Source organism: Kitasatospora sp. NPDC018058 (genome assembly GCF_044327205.1).
In the GTDB taxonomy this organism is placed as follows: Bacteria; Actinomycetota; Actinomycetes; order Streptomycetales; family Streptomycetaceae; genus Kitasatospora.
The window spans coordinates 171,235-187,062 of sequence record NZ_JBIRFA010000014.1; the positions used below are offsets into that span (position 1 = coordinate 171,235).

12 protein-coding genes and 1 pseudogene are annotated in these 15,828 nt (G+C 69.4%); 6 read left to right on the forward strand and 7 right to left on the reverse strand.

What is annotated here, in order from left to right:
* Positions 1–257, forward strand: a pseudogene (locus ACH4E7_RS21355) (hypothetical protein); the annotation flags it as partial.
* 154 nt (positions 258–411) lie between these two features.
* On the forward strand, positions 412–1,134 hold the full coding sequence (locus tag ACH4E7_RS21360; protein WP_396250585.1) for a class F sortase: 723 nt from the start codon (positions 412–414) through the stop codon (positions 1,132–1,134).
* A 65-nt stretch (positions 1,135–1,199) separates the two neighbouring features.
* Here ACH4E7_RS21360 and ACH4E7_RS21365 read toward each other — a convergent pair whose 3' ends face one another.
* Both ACH4E7_RS21365 and ACH4E7_RS21370 read right to left on the reverse strand, forming a co-directional pair.
* Complete coding sequence (locus ACH4E7_RS21365) at positions 1,200–2,234, reverse strand: methyltransferase (RefSeq protein ID WP_396250586.1); 1,035 nt, start codon at positions 2,232–2,234, stop codon at positions 1,200–1,202.
* A gap of 58 nt (positions 2,235–2,292) precedes the next feature.
* Positions 2,293–3,372, reverse strand: a complete 1,080-nt coding sequence (locus tag ACH4E7_RS21370; protein WP_396250587.1) for a nitrous oxide reductase family maturation protein NosD — start codon at positions 3,370–3,372, stop codon at positions 2,293–2,295.
* 304 nt (positions 3,373–3,676) lie between these two features.
* On the opposite strand from ACH4E7_RS21370, the gene ACH4E7_RS21375 reads away from it, so the two are divergent.
* Entirely contained in the window at positions 3,677–4,618 is a 942-nt protein-coding gene (locus ACH4E7_RS21375; RefSeq protein ID WP_396250588.1) for a deoxyribonuclease IV, read from the forward strand.
* A gap of 76 nt (positions 4,619–4,694) precedes the next feature.
* Here the strand turns inward: ACH4E7_RS21375 and ACH4E7_RS21380 are convergent, their stop codons facing one another.
* Positions 4,695–4,910, reverse strand: a complete 216-nt coding sequence (locus ACH4E7_RS21380; protein ID WP_396250589.1) for a hypothetical protein — start codon at positions 4,908–4,910, stop codon at positions 4,695–4,697.
* 391 nt (positions 4,911–5,301) lie between these two features.
* Between ACH4E7_RS21380 and ACH4E7_RS21385 the strand changes: the two genes are divergently transcribed.
* The 3 genes from ACH4E7_RS21385 (at position 5,302) to ACH4E7_RS21395 (ending at position 8,527) form a co-directional block, all read left to right on the forward strand.
* Positions 5,302–6,708: an amino acid permease gene (locus tag ACH4E7_RS21385; RefSeq protein ID WP_396250647.1), complete on the forward strand. Its 1,407-nt coding sequence runs from the start codon at positions 5,302–5,304 to the stop codon at positions 6,706–6,708.
* A gap of 1,221 nt (positions 6,709–7,929) precedes the next feature.
* Entirely contained in the window at positions 7,930–8,118 is a 189-nt protein-coding gene (locus ACH4E7_RS21390; protein WP_396250590.1) for a hypothetical protein, read from the forward strand.
* Between the two features lie 229 nt (positions 8,119–8,347).
* Positions 8,348–8,527, forward strand: a complete 180-nt coding sequence (locus ACH4E7_RS21395; protein WP_396250591.1) for a hypothetical protein — start codon at positions 8,348–8,350, stop codon at positions 8,525–8,527.
* Between the two features lie 418 nt (positions 8,528–8,945).
* Here ACH4E7_RS21395 and ACH4E7_RS21400 read toward each other — a convergent pair whose 3' ends face one another.
* From ACH4E7_RS21400 to ACH4E7_RS21415, 4 genes are all read right to left on the reverse strand, one after another.
* Positions 8,946–9,359, reverse strand: coding sequence for a hypothetical protein (locus ACH4E7_RS21400; protein WP_396250592.1), 414 nt, complete (start codon positions 9,357–9,359; stop codon positions 8,946–8,948).
* 2 nt (positions 9,360–9,361) lie between these two features.
* Entirely contained in the window at positions 9,362–9,616 is a 255-nt protein-coding gene (locus tag ACH4E7_RS21405) for a hypothetical protein (protein WP_396250593.1), read from the reverse strand.
* 309 nt (positions 9,617–9,925) lie between these two features.
* A complete protein-coding gene (locus ACH4E7_RS21410; protein WP_396250594.1) occupies positions 9,926–12,472 on the reverse strand; it encodes a collagenase in 2,547 nt (848 codons plus the stop codon).
* Between the two features lie 1,340 nt (positions 12,473–13,812).
* Positions 13,813–15,483 carry an RICIN domain-containing protein gene (locus ACH4E7_RS21415; RefSeq protein ID WP_396250595.1) on the reverse strand — a complete coding sequence of 557 codons (1,671 nt, stop codon included), beginning with the start codon at positions 15,481–15,483 and terminating at the stop codon, positions 13,813–13,815.
* Positions 15,484–15,828: the final 345 nt, after the last annotated feature.

Sequence of the window (15,828 nt, forward strand, 5' to 3'; positions counted from 1 at the left end):
GGAACGAAGGCCGCGGGAACGAAGGCCGCGGGAACGAAGGCCGGGGCAACGAAGGCCGCGGGAACGAAGGCCGGGGCGAGGAAGGCCGGGGCGAGGACCACAAGTCCCCGCACGGCGGCGTGCACACCGGCGGCGGCGGTACGGCGCTGTCCGGCGGCAGCCTGGCCTCCGGCGCTGTCCTGCTGCTCGGCGGCCTCGGGGCCGGCGCCGTCGCGCTGCGCCGCGGCCGCCGCTCGTCCGGCGCGGCCGCCGTCTGAGCCCGCCACTGCCGCCTCTGGGCGCCTCTCCCCGACCGGGGTGAGGCGCACGGGGGCGGCGAGCCGTTGCGGAACCGGCTCCAACGGTTCCGGCGGTTCAGCGCTTTCCGCGGTGCCAGCGGTTCCAGCGGAGGACTTCTAGCGGAGGACAGGAATGACGGGCGCTCCCGGCTCTGGAATGCCCCGGCTGCTGCGCGCGGGGATGGGCGCGGCAACGGTCGGGCTGCTGCTGCTCTACAACTCGATGGGCTCCCGGCCGAGCGGCGACTCGGTCGTCGGCCAGGCCGCTCCCCCGGCGGCCGTCGCACCCGCCGCCCCGGCTGCCGTCGCACCCGCCGTCCCGGGGCCGTCGGCATCCGCCGGCGCCACCGCGACGGCCTCCCGGGGGGCCGCACCGGGCGTGCCGGTGCTCAAGCCGTCCAAGCCGACCCGGCTGCGGATCCCGCAGATCGCGGTGGACGCACCGTTCACCGAGTTGACCCTCAACCCGGCCGGCCAGCTCAACGCCCCACCGCCGGACGAGAAGAACCTGGTCGGCTGGTACCGGGACGGCGTCACCCCGGGCGAGCGCGGCAGCGCGGTCGTCGCCGGGCACGTCGACACCACCAAGGGCCCGGCGGTGTTCCTGCTGCTGAGCATGCTGCGGCCGGGCAACAAGGTCGAGGTGAGCCGGGCGGACGGCATGGTCGCGGTGTTCACGGTCGACTCGGTGGAGACCTTCGCCAAAAAGGCCTTCCCGGACCAGAAGGTGTACGGGAAGACCCCGGACGCCCAGCTGCGGCTGATCACCTGTGGAGGCGCCTACGACAAGAAGCGGAAGGACTACATGGACAACGTGGTGGTCTTCGCCCACCTGGAGTCCTCGCACAAGGCCTGACCGACAACGCCAACGGCCGCTGCCACCCCGGAAGTCGGGGAGCAGCGGCCGTTCGGCGTGTCGGGTCAGCCGCGGACGACGGCCTCGAAGGCGTGCAGGTACGGGTTGACCGGGTGGACGGCGGTGACGTCCAGGCCGGCCCCTGCCATCAGGCCGACCATGCTCTCCTCGGAATGCTTGGCGCCGCCGACGTTGAGCATCAGCATCAGGTCCATCGCGGTGGTGAAACGCATCGACGGGCTGTTGTCGACCAGGTTCTCCACCACCACGACCCGGGCACCGGGGCGGGCCGCGGCGACCACGTTGGCGAGGGTGCGGCGGGTGCTCTCGTCGTCCCACTCCAGGATGTTCTTGATGATGTAGAGGTCGGCGTGGACCGGGATCTCCATCCGGCAGTCGCCGGGCACCAGGCGGGCGCGGGTGGAGAAGGAGCCGCCGTCCTGCAGCCGGGGGTCGGCGCCGGCCACCACCTTGGGCAGATCGAGCAGGGTGCCGTGCAGCGCCGGGTGCTTCTCCAGCAGGCTGGCCAGTACGTGGCCCTGGCCGCCGCCGATGTCGGCGACCGAGTCGATGCCGGTGAGGTCCAGGTACTCGGCGAAGTCCTGGGCGGACTGCCGGCTGGAGGTGGTCATCGCCTTGTCGAAGACCTTGGCCGAGTCGCCCGCGTCGCTGTGCAGGTAGTCGAAGAACTCCTTGCCGAACAGCTCGGGGAAGACGTTGCGGCCGGAGCGGACCGCCTCGTCCAGCTTCGGCCAGGCCTCCCAGGTCCACGGCTCGGTGCACCAGAGGGAGATGTAGCGCAGGGAGTTGGGGGCGTCCTCGCGCAGCAGGCGGGACATCTCGGTGTGCTCGAAACGGTCGTCGGACGTCTCGGCGAAGATCCCGTAGCAGGCGAGCGCGCGCAGCAGGCGGCGCAGCTGGCGGGGTTCGGTGTCGAGCTCGACCGCGAGTTCGGTGACGCCGGCCGGGGTGGCGCCGAGGACGTCCGCGACGCCGAGCCGGGCGGCCGCGCGGACGGCGGCGGCGCAGGCGGCGCCGAAGACGAGCTCGCGCAGGCGCATCTCGGCGTGGGAGACGGTGTTGGCGGGTGCAGTGGTCATGGGCGGTCCCTGTGGGTGTGTGGGGCTCGGGTCTGCGGGGGCTTCGGGTCTGCGGGGCTCAGCAGCGGCCGGACGGCTGGGAGACCGAGCAGGTGTTGCGGCTGTAGGCGTTGTCGGTGCCGGTGTCGCGGTCGGCGAGGTCGGCCGGGCCGTTGCCCCTCAGGTGGTTGTCGGCGATGGTCGCCCGGGTGTTGGGGATGCCGACGACGCTCTTGAAGAGGACGATGCCCCCGGAGAAGTCCGAGGTGCCGACGTTGTCGTGGACCTCGTTGTCGGTCACCCGGGTGTCCTCGGTGCCGGTGAGCACGATGCCGGCGCCCTGGACGGCACCCAGGCGCGGGCTGGCCGGGCAGAACTTGTTGTTGGCGACCACCCGGTTGTGCCGGACGTCCAGGTCCCCGGCGCGCGGCACGCCCTCGTCGCCGACCACGAAGACGCCCGCGCAGTTGCCGCTGATCTTGTTGCCCTCGACGGTCAGCACGCGCAGTCGGCGGACGGTGACGCCGACCCGGTTCCCGGTGAGCCGGTTGCCCGCGACGACGGTACCCCCGGTGTCGGGCGCGCCGCCCTCGCGGTAGGCGTAGTTGGCGAGGAAGACACCGGACTGGCCGTTGTCGGTCGAGCGGTTGCCGATGATGGTGGCCTTGGTGGACATCTCCTGGCTGATGCCCTGCTGGGCGTTGTCGTGGACGTAGGTGGCGCGGACGGTCAGGCCGGTGGTGCCGGCGGCGTCGATGCCGTTCTTGCGGAAGCCGGTGACGGCGAGGGCCTCGATCGTGACGTCGGACAGCGGGGCCTGCTCGGTGCCGACCACACAGACGCCGTGCCCGGCGGTGGCGCAGGCGTTCTCCGTACCGTCCCCGGGGGTGATCACGCTGTGGACGCCGGCGCCGCGCAGGGTGAGGCCGGGGGTGGCGATGCGGACGCTGCCGCGGTAGGTGCCGCGGAGCAGCTGGACGGTGTCGCCGGGCTTCGCGGCATCGACGGCCCGCTGAATCGATTCGCCCGGGTGAACGAGGTGCAGGGTGCCGCCGGCGGCGTGGGCCGCGGGGGCGGCGGCCAGCGTGACGAGGGCGGTGGTCAGAGCGGTGGCGGCGGCGGTGGCCGCGGCGAGGTGGTGGACCCGACGCGTGGGCATGAGTGGTGACCTGTCTTTCGGCGCGCTCGATGTGGCGGTGATCGGGGTGATCGGGGAGGTGGTCCGACGTGGTACGTCTGATGTGGCGTGTTCGGGTGGTGACGGTCGGTGGGTACGGCCGAGTCGACGGTATGGGCGCCCGGGTGACCCCGCCACCAGGGCTGGGCTGCGGGGCTGACGGGGCGTCGGCCGCCGGAGGGACGCCCCGGCGTGGCGTGCATGGCCGCCGGGACGTCGGGCCGCGCGCTGCCGGGGCGGACGGGCCGCGCACCGGCCCCGTCCGGGCCCGTGACATCCTCGGGGCATGAGCACCGCGTCCGTACCGCCCGTCGCCACCGTCCGCAACCCGATCGGCGCCCACGTTCCGGTCGCCGCCCGCGGCCTGGCCGGGACGGGCCTGGCGTACGCGCGGAAGGTCGGCGCGGAGACGGTGCAGGTGTTCGTGGCCAACCCGCGCGGCTGGGCCACTCCCCCGGGCAATCCGGCGCAGGACGAGGAGTTCCGGACCGCCTGTGCCGAGCAGGGCGTCCCGGCCTGGGTGCACGCGCCGTACCTGATCAACTTCGGATCGGACAATCCGACCACCCGTGAGCGCTCGGCGGACTCGCTACGGCACTCGCTGCACCGCGGCCACGCGATCGGCGCGCTGGGCGTCGTCCTGCACACCGGCTCGGCGGTCGGCACGGCGCCCGGCGGCGGGTCGCGCCGGGCCGAGGCGATGGCGCAGGTCCGGGCGGACGTCCGGCCACTGCTGGACGAGCTGGACACGCTCGGCGAGGACGCCCCCTGGCTGCTGCTGGAGCCCACCGCCGGGCAGGGCAGCTCGCTCTGCTCGCGGCTGGAGCAGCTGGCGGAGTACGTGGAGGCGCTGGACGGGCACCCCAAGGTGGGCGTCTGCCTGGACACCTGCCACGCCTTCGCGGCCGGGCACGACCTGGCGGCAACCGGCGGGGTGACGGCCGCGCTCGACGCGCTGGCCTCGGCCGCCGGTCCGGGCCGGCTGCGGCTGATCCACGCCAACGACTCGGAGGACGTGGTCGGCGCCCGCAAGGACCGGCACGCCAACATCGGCGCGGGGATGATCGGCGCGGAGCCGTTCCGGGAACTGTTCGAGCACCCTCAGACGGCTGGGGTGCCGCTGCTGGTGGAGACTCCTGACCGCAAACACGGCGGGGACGGCACGGGCCACGCGATGGACATCGCGGTGCTGAAGGAACTGCGCGAACGGGCGGCGGTCCGGGGCTGAAGCCGCCGGTCGGCCGGCCGGGCAGCGGTGAGCCCGGGGGCCGACGAACGGCCTCCGGGCTCGGCGTGCAGCGGATTCAGCAGTCGCAGTCGCTCTCGCTGTGCTCGTGGAGGTTGAACCAGTGGGCGTGCGGGCCGACCAGGCCGACGCCCGCGGAGCCAGCCTCCAGGCTCGCCGTGGACGACTGCATCGGTGCGTGGCCCCACGCCATCGCCGAGGTCGGCGCCGCCACGACGGCACCGGCCACGGCAGCGATCACGGCGAGCTTGCGGATGTTCCCACGAAGCGACATCTGATGTCCTTTTGGTTCGTCTCTGGTCCTCAACCCGAGCCCCCGAACGGTCAGTTCGACCGCCCGGCGGACCAGGCCGCGCCCCACCGGGGAGGCGCCGCGCCAAGGCTGGCACACGAACAGGCCGCCACGGGCGCGCGCCGCAACCGGGCTGGGGCATCCGGGTGACACATCTCCCCCGCGCGGCCGAACCACCGCATACCCGGTCGAACGGTCTCGCGAAGGGCGCCGGACGAGTGCCGGTCGGACCGGCGTTCGACCGCAAGTCTTGCGGTGCAACGGCGGGCTGCAAGAACAAATCCCATCGATTTGGTGCGAGGTGTCGCCTCATCCGAGCATGAACGGTCGCTCCACCGAGCGCGTGCAGGACCACGAAAGGCGCACCACCCTCATGCAGACCAGCCCCGCCGCACCCCGGCAGGCGACCCGACCGAGCGACCCGGAGACCCCGGACCAGGTCGATGCGAGACCCTCGAAGAACGGCCGCTTCGGGCTGCCGACCGCCACCGCCCTGGTGATGGGCAACATCATCGGCGGCGGCATCTTCATGATCCCGGCCGCCGTGGCACCGTTCGGAACGGTCAGCCTGCTCGCCTTCGTCGTCCTCACCGTGGGCGCGATCGCGCTGGCGCTGGTCTTCGGGCAGCTGGCCCGCCGCAACCCGCGCACCGGCGGGCCGTACGTCTACGCCCGTGAGGCCTTCGGGGACTTCGCCGGCTTCCTGTCGGCCTGGTCGTACTGGATCACCACCTGGGTCAGCAACGCCGCGCTCGCCGTGGCCGCCGTCGGCTACCTGGACGTGCTGGTGCCGATCAGCCACTCCACCGTGCTGAGCATCGCCGCCGCACTGGCCTTCCAGTGGCTGCCCGCGCTGGCCAACCTGGCTGGTACGAAGTACGTCGGCGCGGTCCAACTCGTCTCCACCGTGCTGAAGTTCATCCCGCTGGCGCTGGTCGCGGTGGGCGGGCTCTTCTTCTTCGACCCCAAGAACCTCGGGCCCTTCGACGCGAGCGGGCAGGGCTGGATGGGCGGCATGACGGCCGCTGCGGCGATCCTGCTGTTCAGCTACCTGGGTGTGGAGTCGGCCGCGATGAGCGCCGGTCAGGTCCGCGACCCGGAGCGCAACGTCGGCCGGGCCAGCGTGCTCGGCACCACCGGCGCGGCCGTGGTCTACCTGCTGGGCACCCTCGCGGTGTTCGGCACCGTCGCGCACGAGCAGCTGGTGCACTCCAGCGCGCCGTTCTCGGACGCCATGAACGGCATGTTCGGCGGCTCCTGGGGCGGCACGGCGATCGCCGTCGCGGCGCTGATCTCGATGACCGGCGCGCTCAACGGCTGGACTCTGCTGGCCGCCCAGGCGCCGTACGCGGCCGCCCAGGACGGCCTGTTCCCGGCCGCCTTCGGCAAGGAGAGGCGCGGCGTGCCGACCTTCGGCGTGATCGTCAGCGTGGCCCTGGCCTCGGTGCTGACCGTCGCCAACTTCGCCAGCGGCGCCAAGGGCGCGTTCGACATGCTGGTGCTGGTCACCACCTTCACCGCGGTCGTCCCGTACCTGCTCTCCACCGCCGCCCAGCTCTACTGGCTGGTCCGCGGCGCCACCGACAAGGTCGACGGCGCCCACCTGGTGCGCGACGCCGTCCTCGGCCTCGGAGCCTTCGCCTTCTCGCTCTGGCTGCTCGCCGGCGCCGGCTACGCCGCCGTCTACCAGGGCGTCCTCTTCCTCTTCGCCGGCATCCTCGTCTACGTCTGGCTCGCCGGCCGCCGCCGGAGCGTCAGTTCGGCGGGCGAGGCTTCCTGACCCGAACGGCTCGGCCGGGGGGCGGGGCGGTGGGACGGCGCATACGGTGCGGTGCCAGGGGGTCGATCGAGCGAAAGGCTGCAACTGGCATGGCCGGGAAATTCGAGCTGTACAGGGACTTCTGAACCGGGATTCATGCCCCTATTGGGAAGAACGCTCAAACAGGCCTTCTGACCTGGGAAAACGTATCTCGCCATTACGCGCTGGCACTCACCCCTCCTCGTCGCCTTGTGCACCCGATGTGCACCGCGAGCCACAACGCCTGACTGCCGGTCCGGTCCACGTACGGATCCTTGGGGCGCGCCTACTCCCGTCACAGAGAGTGGCGCGCCGCCCCAAGGCACTCTCTCCTGACGGTGCTGCCGCACCACTCGATCGGATCGTCGACCGGGGTGCGCAGCGTGGCTTCGCAGCTCGTAGGCACAAGAACCCCTGCGGCCTCACCAGACGGTCGGAGCTGCAGTCGTTGGTCGGCTCCTCGGCCTATGACCACCGGTTGCCGATCCTCGGATGGAGACTGAACGGGCGCTTCACCGGCTCGCCAAACTGACTCCACAGACGCTCACCCGACCGCAGCAGCGTCCACCCATATCGCCTGTGCGGTATCAGCTCCCCCACACCGAATTGTCCCATGATCCGGACCAGGAACGCGGCTTGGTCAAGCATGCGCCACTCGGTTCGGTGGGCCGAGCTGCGAAAGCCGTCCGCCTTCGCGCCGGCCTCACTCTGCTCGCGCCGCTGCCGAGCTTTCCAGAGAGCTGTACGTGCCTCGGCGTCCAACTCGGCGTCTGTTCGGGCTCGACCTACCGCCCGCCACGCTGCCACAACCCGCTCGCGGTGATGCGCAGGGCTCTCCTCTTCCACCGCCCGGGCTTCAGCTCGCGCTACGGCGTCCTTGGCACCTTGGAGCTTGCGGAGCACCGGCGATGGGCACAGGAATATCCCAAGCCGACCGTAACCGTCGAACTCGCAGTATGCGTAATCAGCGGCCTGGCGGATCTGCGCTTGCGGCGCTGCTGAGGCTGGAAGAGAAGCTGGCGACCAAGGGCTTGGCGCTGCCGGAGGACTTCGTCAGCTTCTGCACGTCCTCGAATCTGCAGGGCGCTTTGGACGAGGTGCCGGTGACCGGTTGCCGGAGCAGCCTCTCCGATCCGCTGCCCAGCCCCGTAGAGCTTCGAGTACGAGGCGCTCTCGGACCTCTACACGGAGCCGGAGAGCGACTTGGACGATGTCGCGGCCCAGAGGTCTGCGATCCTCTGGTGCGCGCCCTCCTTCGAGTACTTCGCCTACCGGTTCTGGCTCGAGAACCGCCTCTGGCGTGCCACCCATGGGGACGGCGAGGTGCCCCTCGACTCCGCGATGCGGGACTACCTGAATTACTACAAGGCCCAGTCGTCCGTCAGAGCCTGACGACACGACGAACGAGGAACCGAACCGCTGACAGGAGTTCACTTGACCGAGGTCTGGAGTCCCCAGCGGGTAGACGGCCCTTGTGCCGGCTCGGCCGTGGTACTCCCGCTTGTGGGGCAGTAGGTCTCGCCTACGCCAGTGCTTGAGCTGGCTGGCGCTAACGGGGTGTCCGTCGGCTGCGGCAAGGTGCATCAGTTCGCGGTCGGCGCCGCTCGGTGCGGTTCGGGGCATGTGGGAACGCTACAAAGCAGGCTCGCGCGTCTTTGCCGCCTCGCGTGAGGAGGTGGAACTTCCTCTGCTGTCGAGAATCGCCGCCGGCTGGCTGGCGAGTAATCGCGACCTGGCTTCTCGGCTGGGCTTTCCGCTGCTTGTTGGCGGCGATGTCAGGAGTACGACGGCCAGCATGTGACCCGATGCCCACAGCATGGCGTGGAATTCGCCGGCGGAACTGTCCGGATGGCTGTCGCCAGAGAGCGCAATCTGGCTATTCTGACTCGCACAGGGCCAGCGAGGCACCCACCTGCCAGGTCCCCGGAGACACCGCCTGCGGGGGTTCGCCTGCGGGGCTGGTCCCCATCTGGTCCCCTCAATCCAGGACTCCCTCGCTCCCTTTTGAACGCCTCGCCGCTGATTCTTGCCCGGTAATACCAGCTCAATACTCAGCGTGGGGAAAGTGACCGCCATCACCAGAAGGGCCAGGAGCTTTCGGCAAGCGCAGGGGCACCTGCTGAAGTGCAGGTGCCCCTCCCTGAGGATGCACGGCTGGATCCGAACCAGGCCGCGCGCCCCTGAACCAAGTCAAAGAGACGGACCGGCTGTGGCAACCGTCAGCGATAGATCCTCTCCGCTCGATCCCGGTCCCCCATCGCGTTGGCGATGAAAAGACCGAGGTCGAAGTCCTCGGCGTCGATGAACGGGGTCATGTCCTTCTCCAAGTCGGACCACTCCGACGGTGCCGGATAGCGCAGTTCAGCGAACTGACCGATCGCCAGGACGCATTCAGACTCGCATACCCAGTGTCGAACGGCAGTCGCGGCGTCAACCCGACACTCACGCTCTCCCACCCGTACATGGAGCCCGTCCGTGTCCCGGTAGAAAACCACGCCGGTTCCAGCCAGTTCACCGTAGTGCCCGTGGGTCGCTTGTCCGGGCCCGATGGCACGCTCGAGGCTCAGCTCCCCAGTCGCCGGCTCGAAGTCGGCGCCCAGCCCGAACGTGTCGAAGCTGGCGAGAAGCAGCACCACTACCTCTTTCCCAGACCGAGGTCCTGGCCGCCGGTCCGTGTCGCGCTGTCGATGATGTCCTGCCATGAGTTGCCGCGAGCCCGCAGCCAGTCGATACTCGGCCCCAGCTTGTCGCCGTATTTTGTCAGGTTGCGGGCGTAGGTCGCCTCGCGCTGTTCCTCCGGGGTCGCGTCCTTGTACTTCACCCCGAGGTCGCGGCGCGCCTGGTGCAGCGTGCGGGCGATCTCCTCGTCCGACGCGCCAGCCGCCCGCATCTGCCCGGCCTTGCCCGTTGTACAAGCCCAATAACCCACGGCCAGCAGGCAAGGCTCCCTGCTCCCGGCCGGCGGCCACCCCTTCGGGCGGTGAACTCGCGAAGGCCACTGCTGCGCGATCAAGCTGCTCTACCCACCGAACGTGCGCCGTGATCACCCTCGCGGCGTGTCGCCAGCGCGTGTCCCGGCCAGTCGATCTTGCCTGTGCTCCACGCCCCGCCCCGCGCGCTCTGCCGCCACAAATCCGGCGTCGAACAGCGGCAGTTCACCGTCAGAGAGCCGGACATCGGGACGGCGCGACCGGCGGGGTCAGAACGTGGTCGTCACGGTGGCGCCGGTGAGGGCGGTGGTGGCGTGGAGGGTGATGTAGTTCCAGCCCGCCGGGGGGTTGGTGATGGTGAGGGTGTGCGGGCCGTTGCCGGTGGCGGAGGCGGTGTTGGCGGTGCTGTCGGCCCAGGTGGTGGGACTGTAGTAGAGGTCGGCGGTTCCGGTGCCGGGGGTGGTCGTGATGGTGAGGTTCTTGGTTCCGGCGGGGATGTCGATGTAGAGGTAGCTGTTGTCCCGGGCGGCGGCGGTGAGGTTGGATCGGCTGCAGTTCTGAGCCAGGCGGCGGGTGTCGTCAGCGGTGCACTCGGCGGTTGAAGCACCGACCGCGACCGTCTGGTCGGCGGTTGCGGTGGCGCCGGCCTTGTCGGTGACGGTCAGCCGGACGTGGTAGCTGCCCGGCTTGGCGTAGGTCTTGGTCGGATTGGCGTCGGTGGAGGTGGTGCCGTCGCCGAAGTCCCACTTGTGGGCGGTGATCGCGGCGGAGTCTTCGGTGGTGTCGGTGAGCGCGACGTTCAGGCCGTTCGCCTTGGCGGTGAAGGTGGCGGTGAGCGGCTTGCCGGGGGCGTTGCACGCACCGGCGGCGCATTCCTTGAGCCACTTGGCCCAGTCGGCGTCGTAGCTGGTGCCGATGGAGTTGATCAGGCCGAGTGCGGCTTTGTAGTCACCGGATCGGTAGTGGCCGAGCAGGGTGTCGATGTCGGAGCGGTGGTTCTCCATCATGTAGCGCACCGCGAGGTAGCCCCAGGGGTAGATCCGGTCCGTGCCGCTGCTGTAGGTGTTGGCGAAGACGGTGCTGAGCGGGTAGCTGCCCTTGGCCGCATCGGCGACCGCCGCGGTGTCGGTCACGCCGCGGTAGCCGTAGGACTCGTACTCGGCGAAGCCCTCGATCCACCAGATGGTGCCAGGGGTGGCGGTTGTGGCGGCGAAGTCGCCGGCGGTGTCGAAGCGGCCGTCCAGGTAGTGGGTGTACTCGTGGTTGAGGTTCCAGATCTGGAAGTCGGGGCGCAGCCAGTCGGCTTCGTAGGCGACGAACCGGGCGTGGTTGTCGGGCTTGGAGGGGTCGCCTTCCTCGTAGATGCCACCGTTGTTGGTGTCGACGCCGAAGATGACGTTGGCGTAGGTCTGGTAGTCGCTGGTGGAGTGGAAGACGTCCACCTCCATGGCGCTGTTGTGGTCGTCGGGCAGCGGGCCGGGGTCCTTGGCGAGCTTGTGGAAGTAGGCGTTCTCGCCGGTGAGGCTGTCGCAGGTGCTGAGCAGCTGCTCCTTGGTGAGCGCCTGGGTCACGATGTGGATCGTGCCGCACTGGTAGTCGATGGTCAGCACGGCCTTCTTGAGCCGGTTGGGGAGGTCGCAGGTCCCGTAGTCGGAGCAGTTGTTCTGGTCGTTGTCGTTCGCCTGGGCGGCGATGCCGACCCAGAGGGGGGCGGTGGGGCCGGTCATCGAGGACTTGGCCAGCAGGTTCTTGATCATCGGGCGGACGGTGGGGGTCAGGGTGCGGTCCTGGAGGAACCGGGCCAGCTCGGTGCCGGCGTTGGACGCCAGGTAGCTCTGCGGTCCGCCCAGGAGGCCGAGGTTGTTGTTGGCGAAGGTCTCGAGGGTGGTGAGGATCGAAGGGTCGGCTTCGGTGGCGGTGGCGAAGTCGGGGTTCTGGTGGCCGCGGAAGAGGACGGTGTAGACGTTGTTGACCGCGGTCAGCATGTTGTACGAGTTGTTGTACGAGCTGTTGTAGCCCGTGAGCAGCTTCTTGAGGACGGGCAGGTAGCGGGCGTTCTGGCCGGCGCTGTCGATCAGGGTGACGGCTTCCGAGAGGACGGCGCCGTTGGCGTCGGTGGCGTCCAGGCTGTGGGCGTTGGCGTAGAAGGAGTCCAGGGCTGACCGGATCGCGGTCTGCAGAGCGCTGCCGTAGGTACCGACGTCGGATTTGTGGTTCCACTGCACGTAGTAGCCGGCCCGGAGGTAGAGCACGAGCTCCAGGACGTGGGTGCTGTTGTCCCCCGGATAGCTGCGGGAGGCGGCGGCCAAGGCGTCCGCCACCGTGGTCATCTGCGACTCCTGGAAGGCCAGGTGTGCGTCTGAACCGGTGACGTTGAACAGGCCGTTGATGCAGTCCGGGCCGGCGGACTGGATCGCCTGGATCAGGGCGCCGCCAGTGTTCGCGGTGAAGGCGCTGATGGAGCAGGCGGCGACACTCGCCTTCGGGCCGCCTGCCTCCCCGGTCGTCGCCTTCGACCTTGCCGCGGCGGACCTTGTCGGGCTGCCGTAGTTCTGGTGCTGTGCCTCGGTGTCGGAAGGCAGAGGTCGACGATCCTTGGGGCGCACCTGCTTCGCGTCGTCCTGGACGGCTTCGGTGGCCGACTGGGGTGCCAGACCTGCGCGGGGAGCGTCGGTCTTGGCTTCGGGGGACGGGCTGGTGAGCCCCGCGTGAGCGCTGCCCGGCCCGTTGGCGGCGATCCCGACCCCGGCGGTCAGCGCGAGGGCGGCGGCTATCAGGAGCTTGGGCAGCTTGTTGCGGGCGTGTGCGGCTTTCATGGGTTCTCCTGGTGTGGGGGCAGCACCGTGCGGCGCGGCCTAGTGGGGAGGCTGCGCAAATGAGGTGATGCTTCGTCACTTTTTCCGACGCGGCTGGCCCGTGTCGGTTGTGGGGCGCCGAGCCGATGGCTGGTCCTGGCCGATCGCAGGCTCGGCGATGAGTCGACTGACAGTCAGTTCGGGGACCGTTCGTGGCGGGACAGAGTGCCGACGATGACGCTCGCCGCTACCGAAGTGCCCACCGGTACAGGGCCGTTGTCGCGCCCGAGCACCACTCGTTTGCCGGTCATGTTCTCTCCTCGTCGACAGATGGGGGTGGTTTGCTGCCGACGTATGGGAGATCGGGCATGGAGCTGCGGATAACGGAAAGTGTGCGAGATCTTCAGGAAGGTGGACGCGAGTGCGCGGCACGAAGCGCTCGACCGCAGGTGGGAGGCAGTCTGGTGGAGTGTCAACTTCTGTGCCGTGAAGGCCGATCTGGCAGAATGCGGAGCGCAGCAGTGCCTGAATCCCCTGCCGTGCTCGGCGCGGGCCTGGCCGCCGGCGCGGACGTCACCGCTGTAGGGGTCGTAGCCAGCGTGCTCGGTGCCCGGTACGTGCCACCGTTCGAGGATCCGCTGGAGCACGGAATCGATGCGTCGACGACCCGAACGCCGACACCACACCCGACACCCAGCTCATCCTCAACACCTGCACAGAGCTGGACCATCGCACCTAACAGGTGACCGATCAGTCGAGGGGGTCCCGCCGGCCCTACCGGCCGGGCGGACCCCCGATCACTGGGCGTTCAGCCAATAGCTTCGAGACGACCTGCTGCTGCGGTTGCCGCCGAAGGAGGTCCGGCAACAACGGCCCTGACGCCGCACCAGGAGCGGCCGCACATCGAGCCGCGCGACGAAGGGCGCTGCGGCCGCCTTATCATCTCCCGATTCATCCGCCACTGGGGCAGCCGCAGGACCTGTCGGCGCGCACCGGTTCGTCCTTCTGGAGCGGTGGCCCGCGAGTGATGGCCCCTATTTGTCGTCAGTTGCCGCCGCGGCAGCGAAGGTTGCCGCTCCGGTCGGAATCATTTTCGCTCGCGGCAGCCCGGTCCTGGCGGCTGAAGATACGAGCCGGCGCCAGGCCGTTTCACGTGCGCGAGGGGCGTCGCCGGGCAAGACGGCGGGTCATGAGCATCGTCATCGGCCGGTAGACCATCGCCTCGGCGCTGGCGGTGGATCGCTCGAAGTCGCACACGCGGCGGCGACGCATCAGGTGGGCGAAGAACCGGGTAGCCGCCAACAGAAGGGACGAACCCCGACCCCGTCGTCAAGCGGACGGGGTCGGGTTCGCACCTGCGCCTACCTGAGCGCTTCACCGCCCGAGTCGCGGTAGGCGATCGTCTTCCTGATCAGGTTTCCGCCGTCGGTCTCGACCGTCGTCTGCTCCTGCTGCCCTGGGCCGAACAGCAGTCCGGCAATGTGCGCGTTCGCCACCCGGTCCATGTGCGCGAAGAACCAGTCGACCTTGTCGTCCTGGTAGTGGTTGAGGATATTGTTCTGCGCCATGTTGCCCACGGGGACCTGCCACAGGACCACCGGCTTGCCCACGGACTCGGCCATCGTCTTGTAGAACCCCAGCGCGGCGGCGGCCTTCTGGTCGGTCCAGAAGTTGTTGCGGCCGCCGTGGGCCGGCTGTGCGTACCAGCCGGCGTCGCGGTCCGACACGTCGGAGACCAGGAAGTCGGCGTTCTGTGCCCCGAGGCTCGCGTAGTCCTTGATGCATCCCTGGGTGTTGGTCTGCCAGTCCCAGCAGGTCAGGTGCATCCCCACGCCGGTGTTCGGCGCGTACTTGTGCGCCATCGCGATCAGGCAGTGCGAGAGGCCGGCGGCGCTGTTCTCCTGCGATCCGCAGTCCGTCGGATCTGCGGCCGTGACCTGCGCGGGAACCTGGTGCGGATTGCCGAGCGACCGGACATAGCCCCAGAAGTCGGGCTCGAGGTCGATCATTTCCTGCGAGTTGCCGATCTTCTGCAGGAAGAAGCGGTAGTCGTTCAGGTACCGGGTGAGCAGGTCGACCCTGTTGATGGCCTTGACCTCACCCGGACCGTCGCCCTCGCCCGCGAGATCACCGAGGTCGCGCAAGGAGTACCAGGTCCAGAGGAACTTCTGCGGGCGCGGGCCGCCCTTGTAAGCCGCCTTGGCCACCTGGGCGTCCCGCCAGGTCACGTAAGTGCCGGGCGCCGTGGTGCTGCCGTTCCAGCAGCCCCACCAGTTCGTCCACGCATCCTGGCATCGCGATGCCGAATAGTAGTCCGACGAGGGCGCGGGCTTGCTGTGCACATAGGCGTACTGCACGTCGAACGGTGCGGCGTTCGCCGAGGCGTCAGCCATCGAGCCGCCGATGAGCACGGTGCTGCTACCCATGAAACGTGTCGTCGAGCTGCCACCACCGGCTGTGGTCGACGACGGGCTCGTACCGCTCGGAGTCTGGCTCGTGGGATTGCCGCCGCCGGTCGCGGTGGGCGTACCCGCGCTGCCGCCGCTCCCGGCCGGGACGAGTTGCCACTGTTGATTGGCGCCGCCCCAGTCGTAGTACTGGACGACGTCGCCCCCCGCGGCCTTGGAGCCGTTGTGGACCTCGACGGCCATACGACTGAAGCGATTGATCAAACGCACGTAGCCGTCCGGCGACTTCGCCAGTTTGAACTGCTGGTTGGCGCCGTTCAGGTCGCTCCACTGCACGAGGGCGGAGCCGGCGGTCTTCGACCAGCCGTAGTCGTCCAGCACCTTGCCGGAGTTCCGGTTCTGCAACCGGTAATACCCGTCACCCGCGTCGATGAAGCGCCACTGCTGATTGGCCAAGCCGGAACGGTCCCACTGGTCCACCGCCGCACCGTCGTTCGTGGCGGCGGCGCGGCCGTCCAGCACCTCACCGCTGTTGCGGTTGACCAGGACGTACCATCCCTTCAGGTCGGTGGTGCCCGCTGAGGCCCCCTCGACCACAACGACGGAGCCGGCGACGACAGTCATGGCGACGGCCGCCCAGAAACCCCGACGCGCGTACCACCGACGCCCACGATGCTTCGGGCGACCACTGCGGCCGACAGCGCGGGACGCCACCGATGACGCGGATGGGCTGGGGACATGTCTGTGCTCTCGTTCAAGGGACATGTCTGCTCTCCTTCAGCCGTTACATCTGACCGGACCATCTGGCCGGACAACACCAAGTGGCCGGGGAAGGGGAAAAGGTTGCCGCGAAGATGCAGAAATCTTTCCGCCCTGGTGGCTTCCCGTTCGACGCGGAGCGCGGAACGGCGAAACGCCAGCGGTGGCGGACGCCTGATGGCTGGCACAGTCTCCGGCTACCTCACCGCA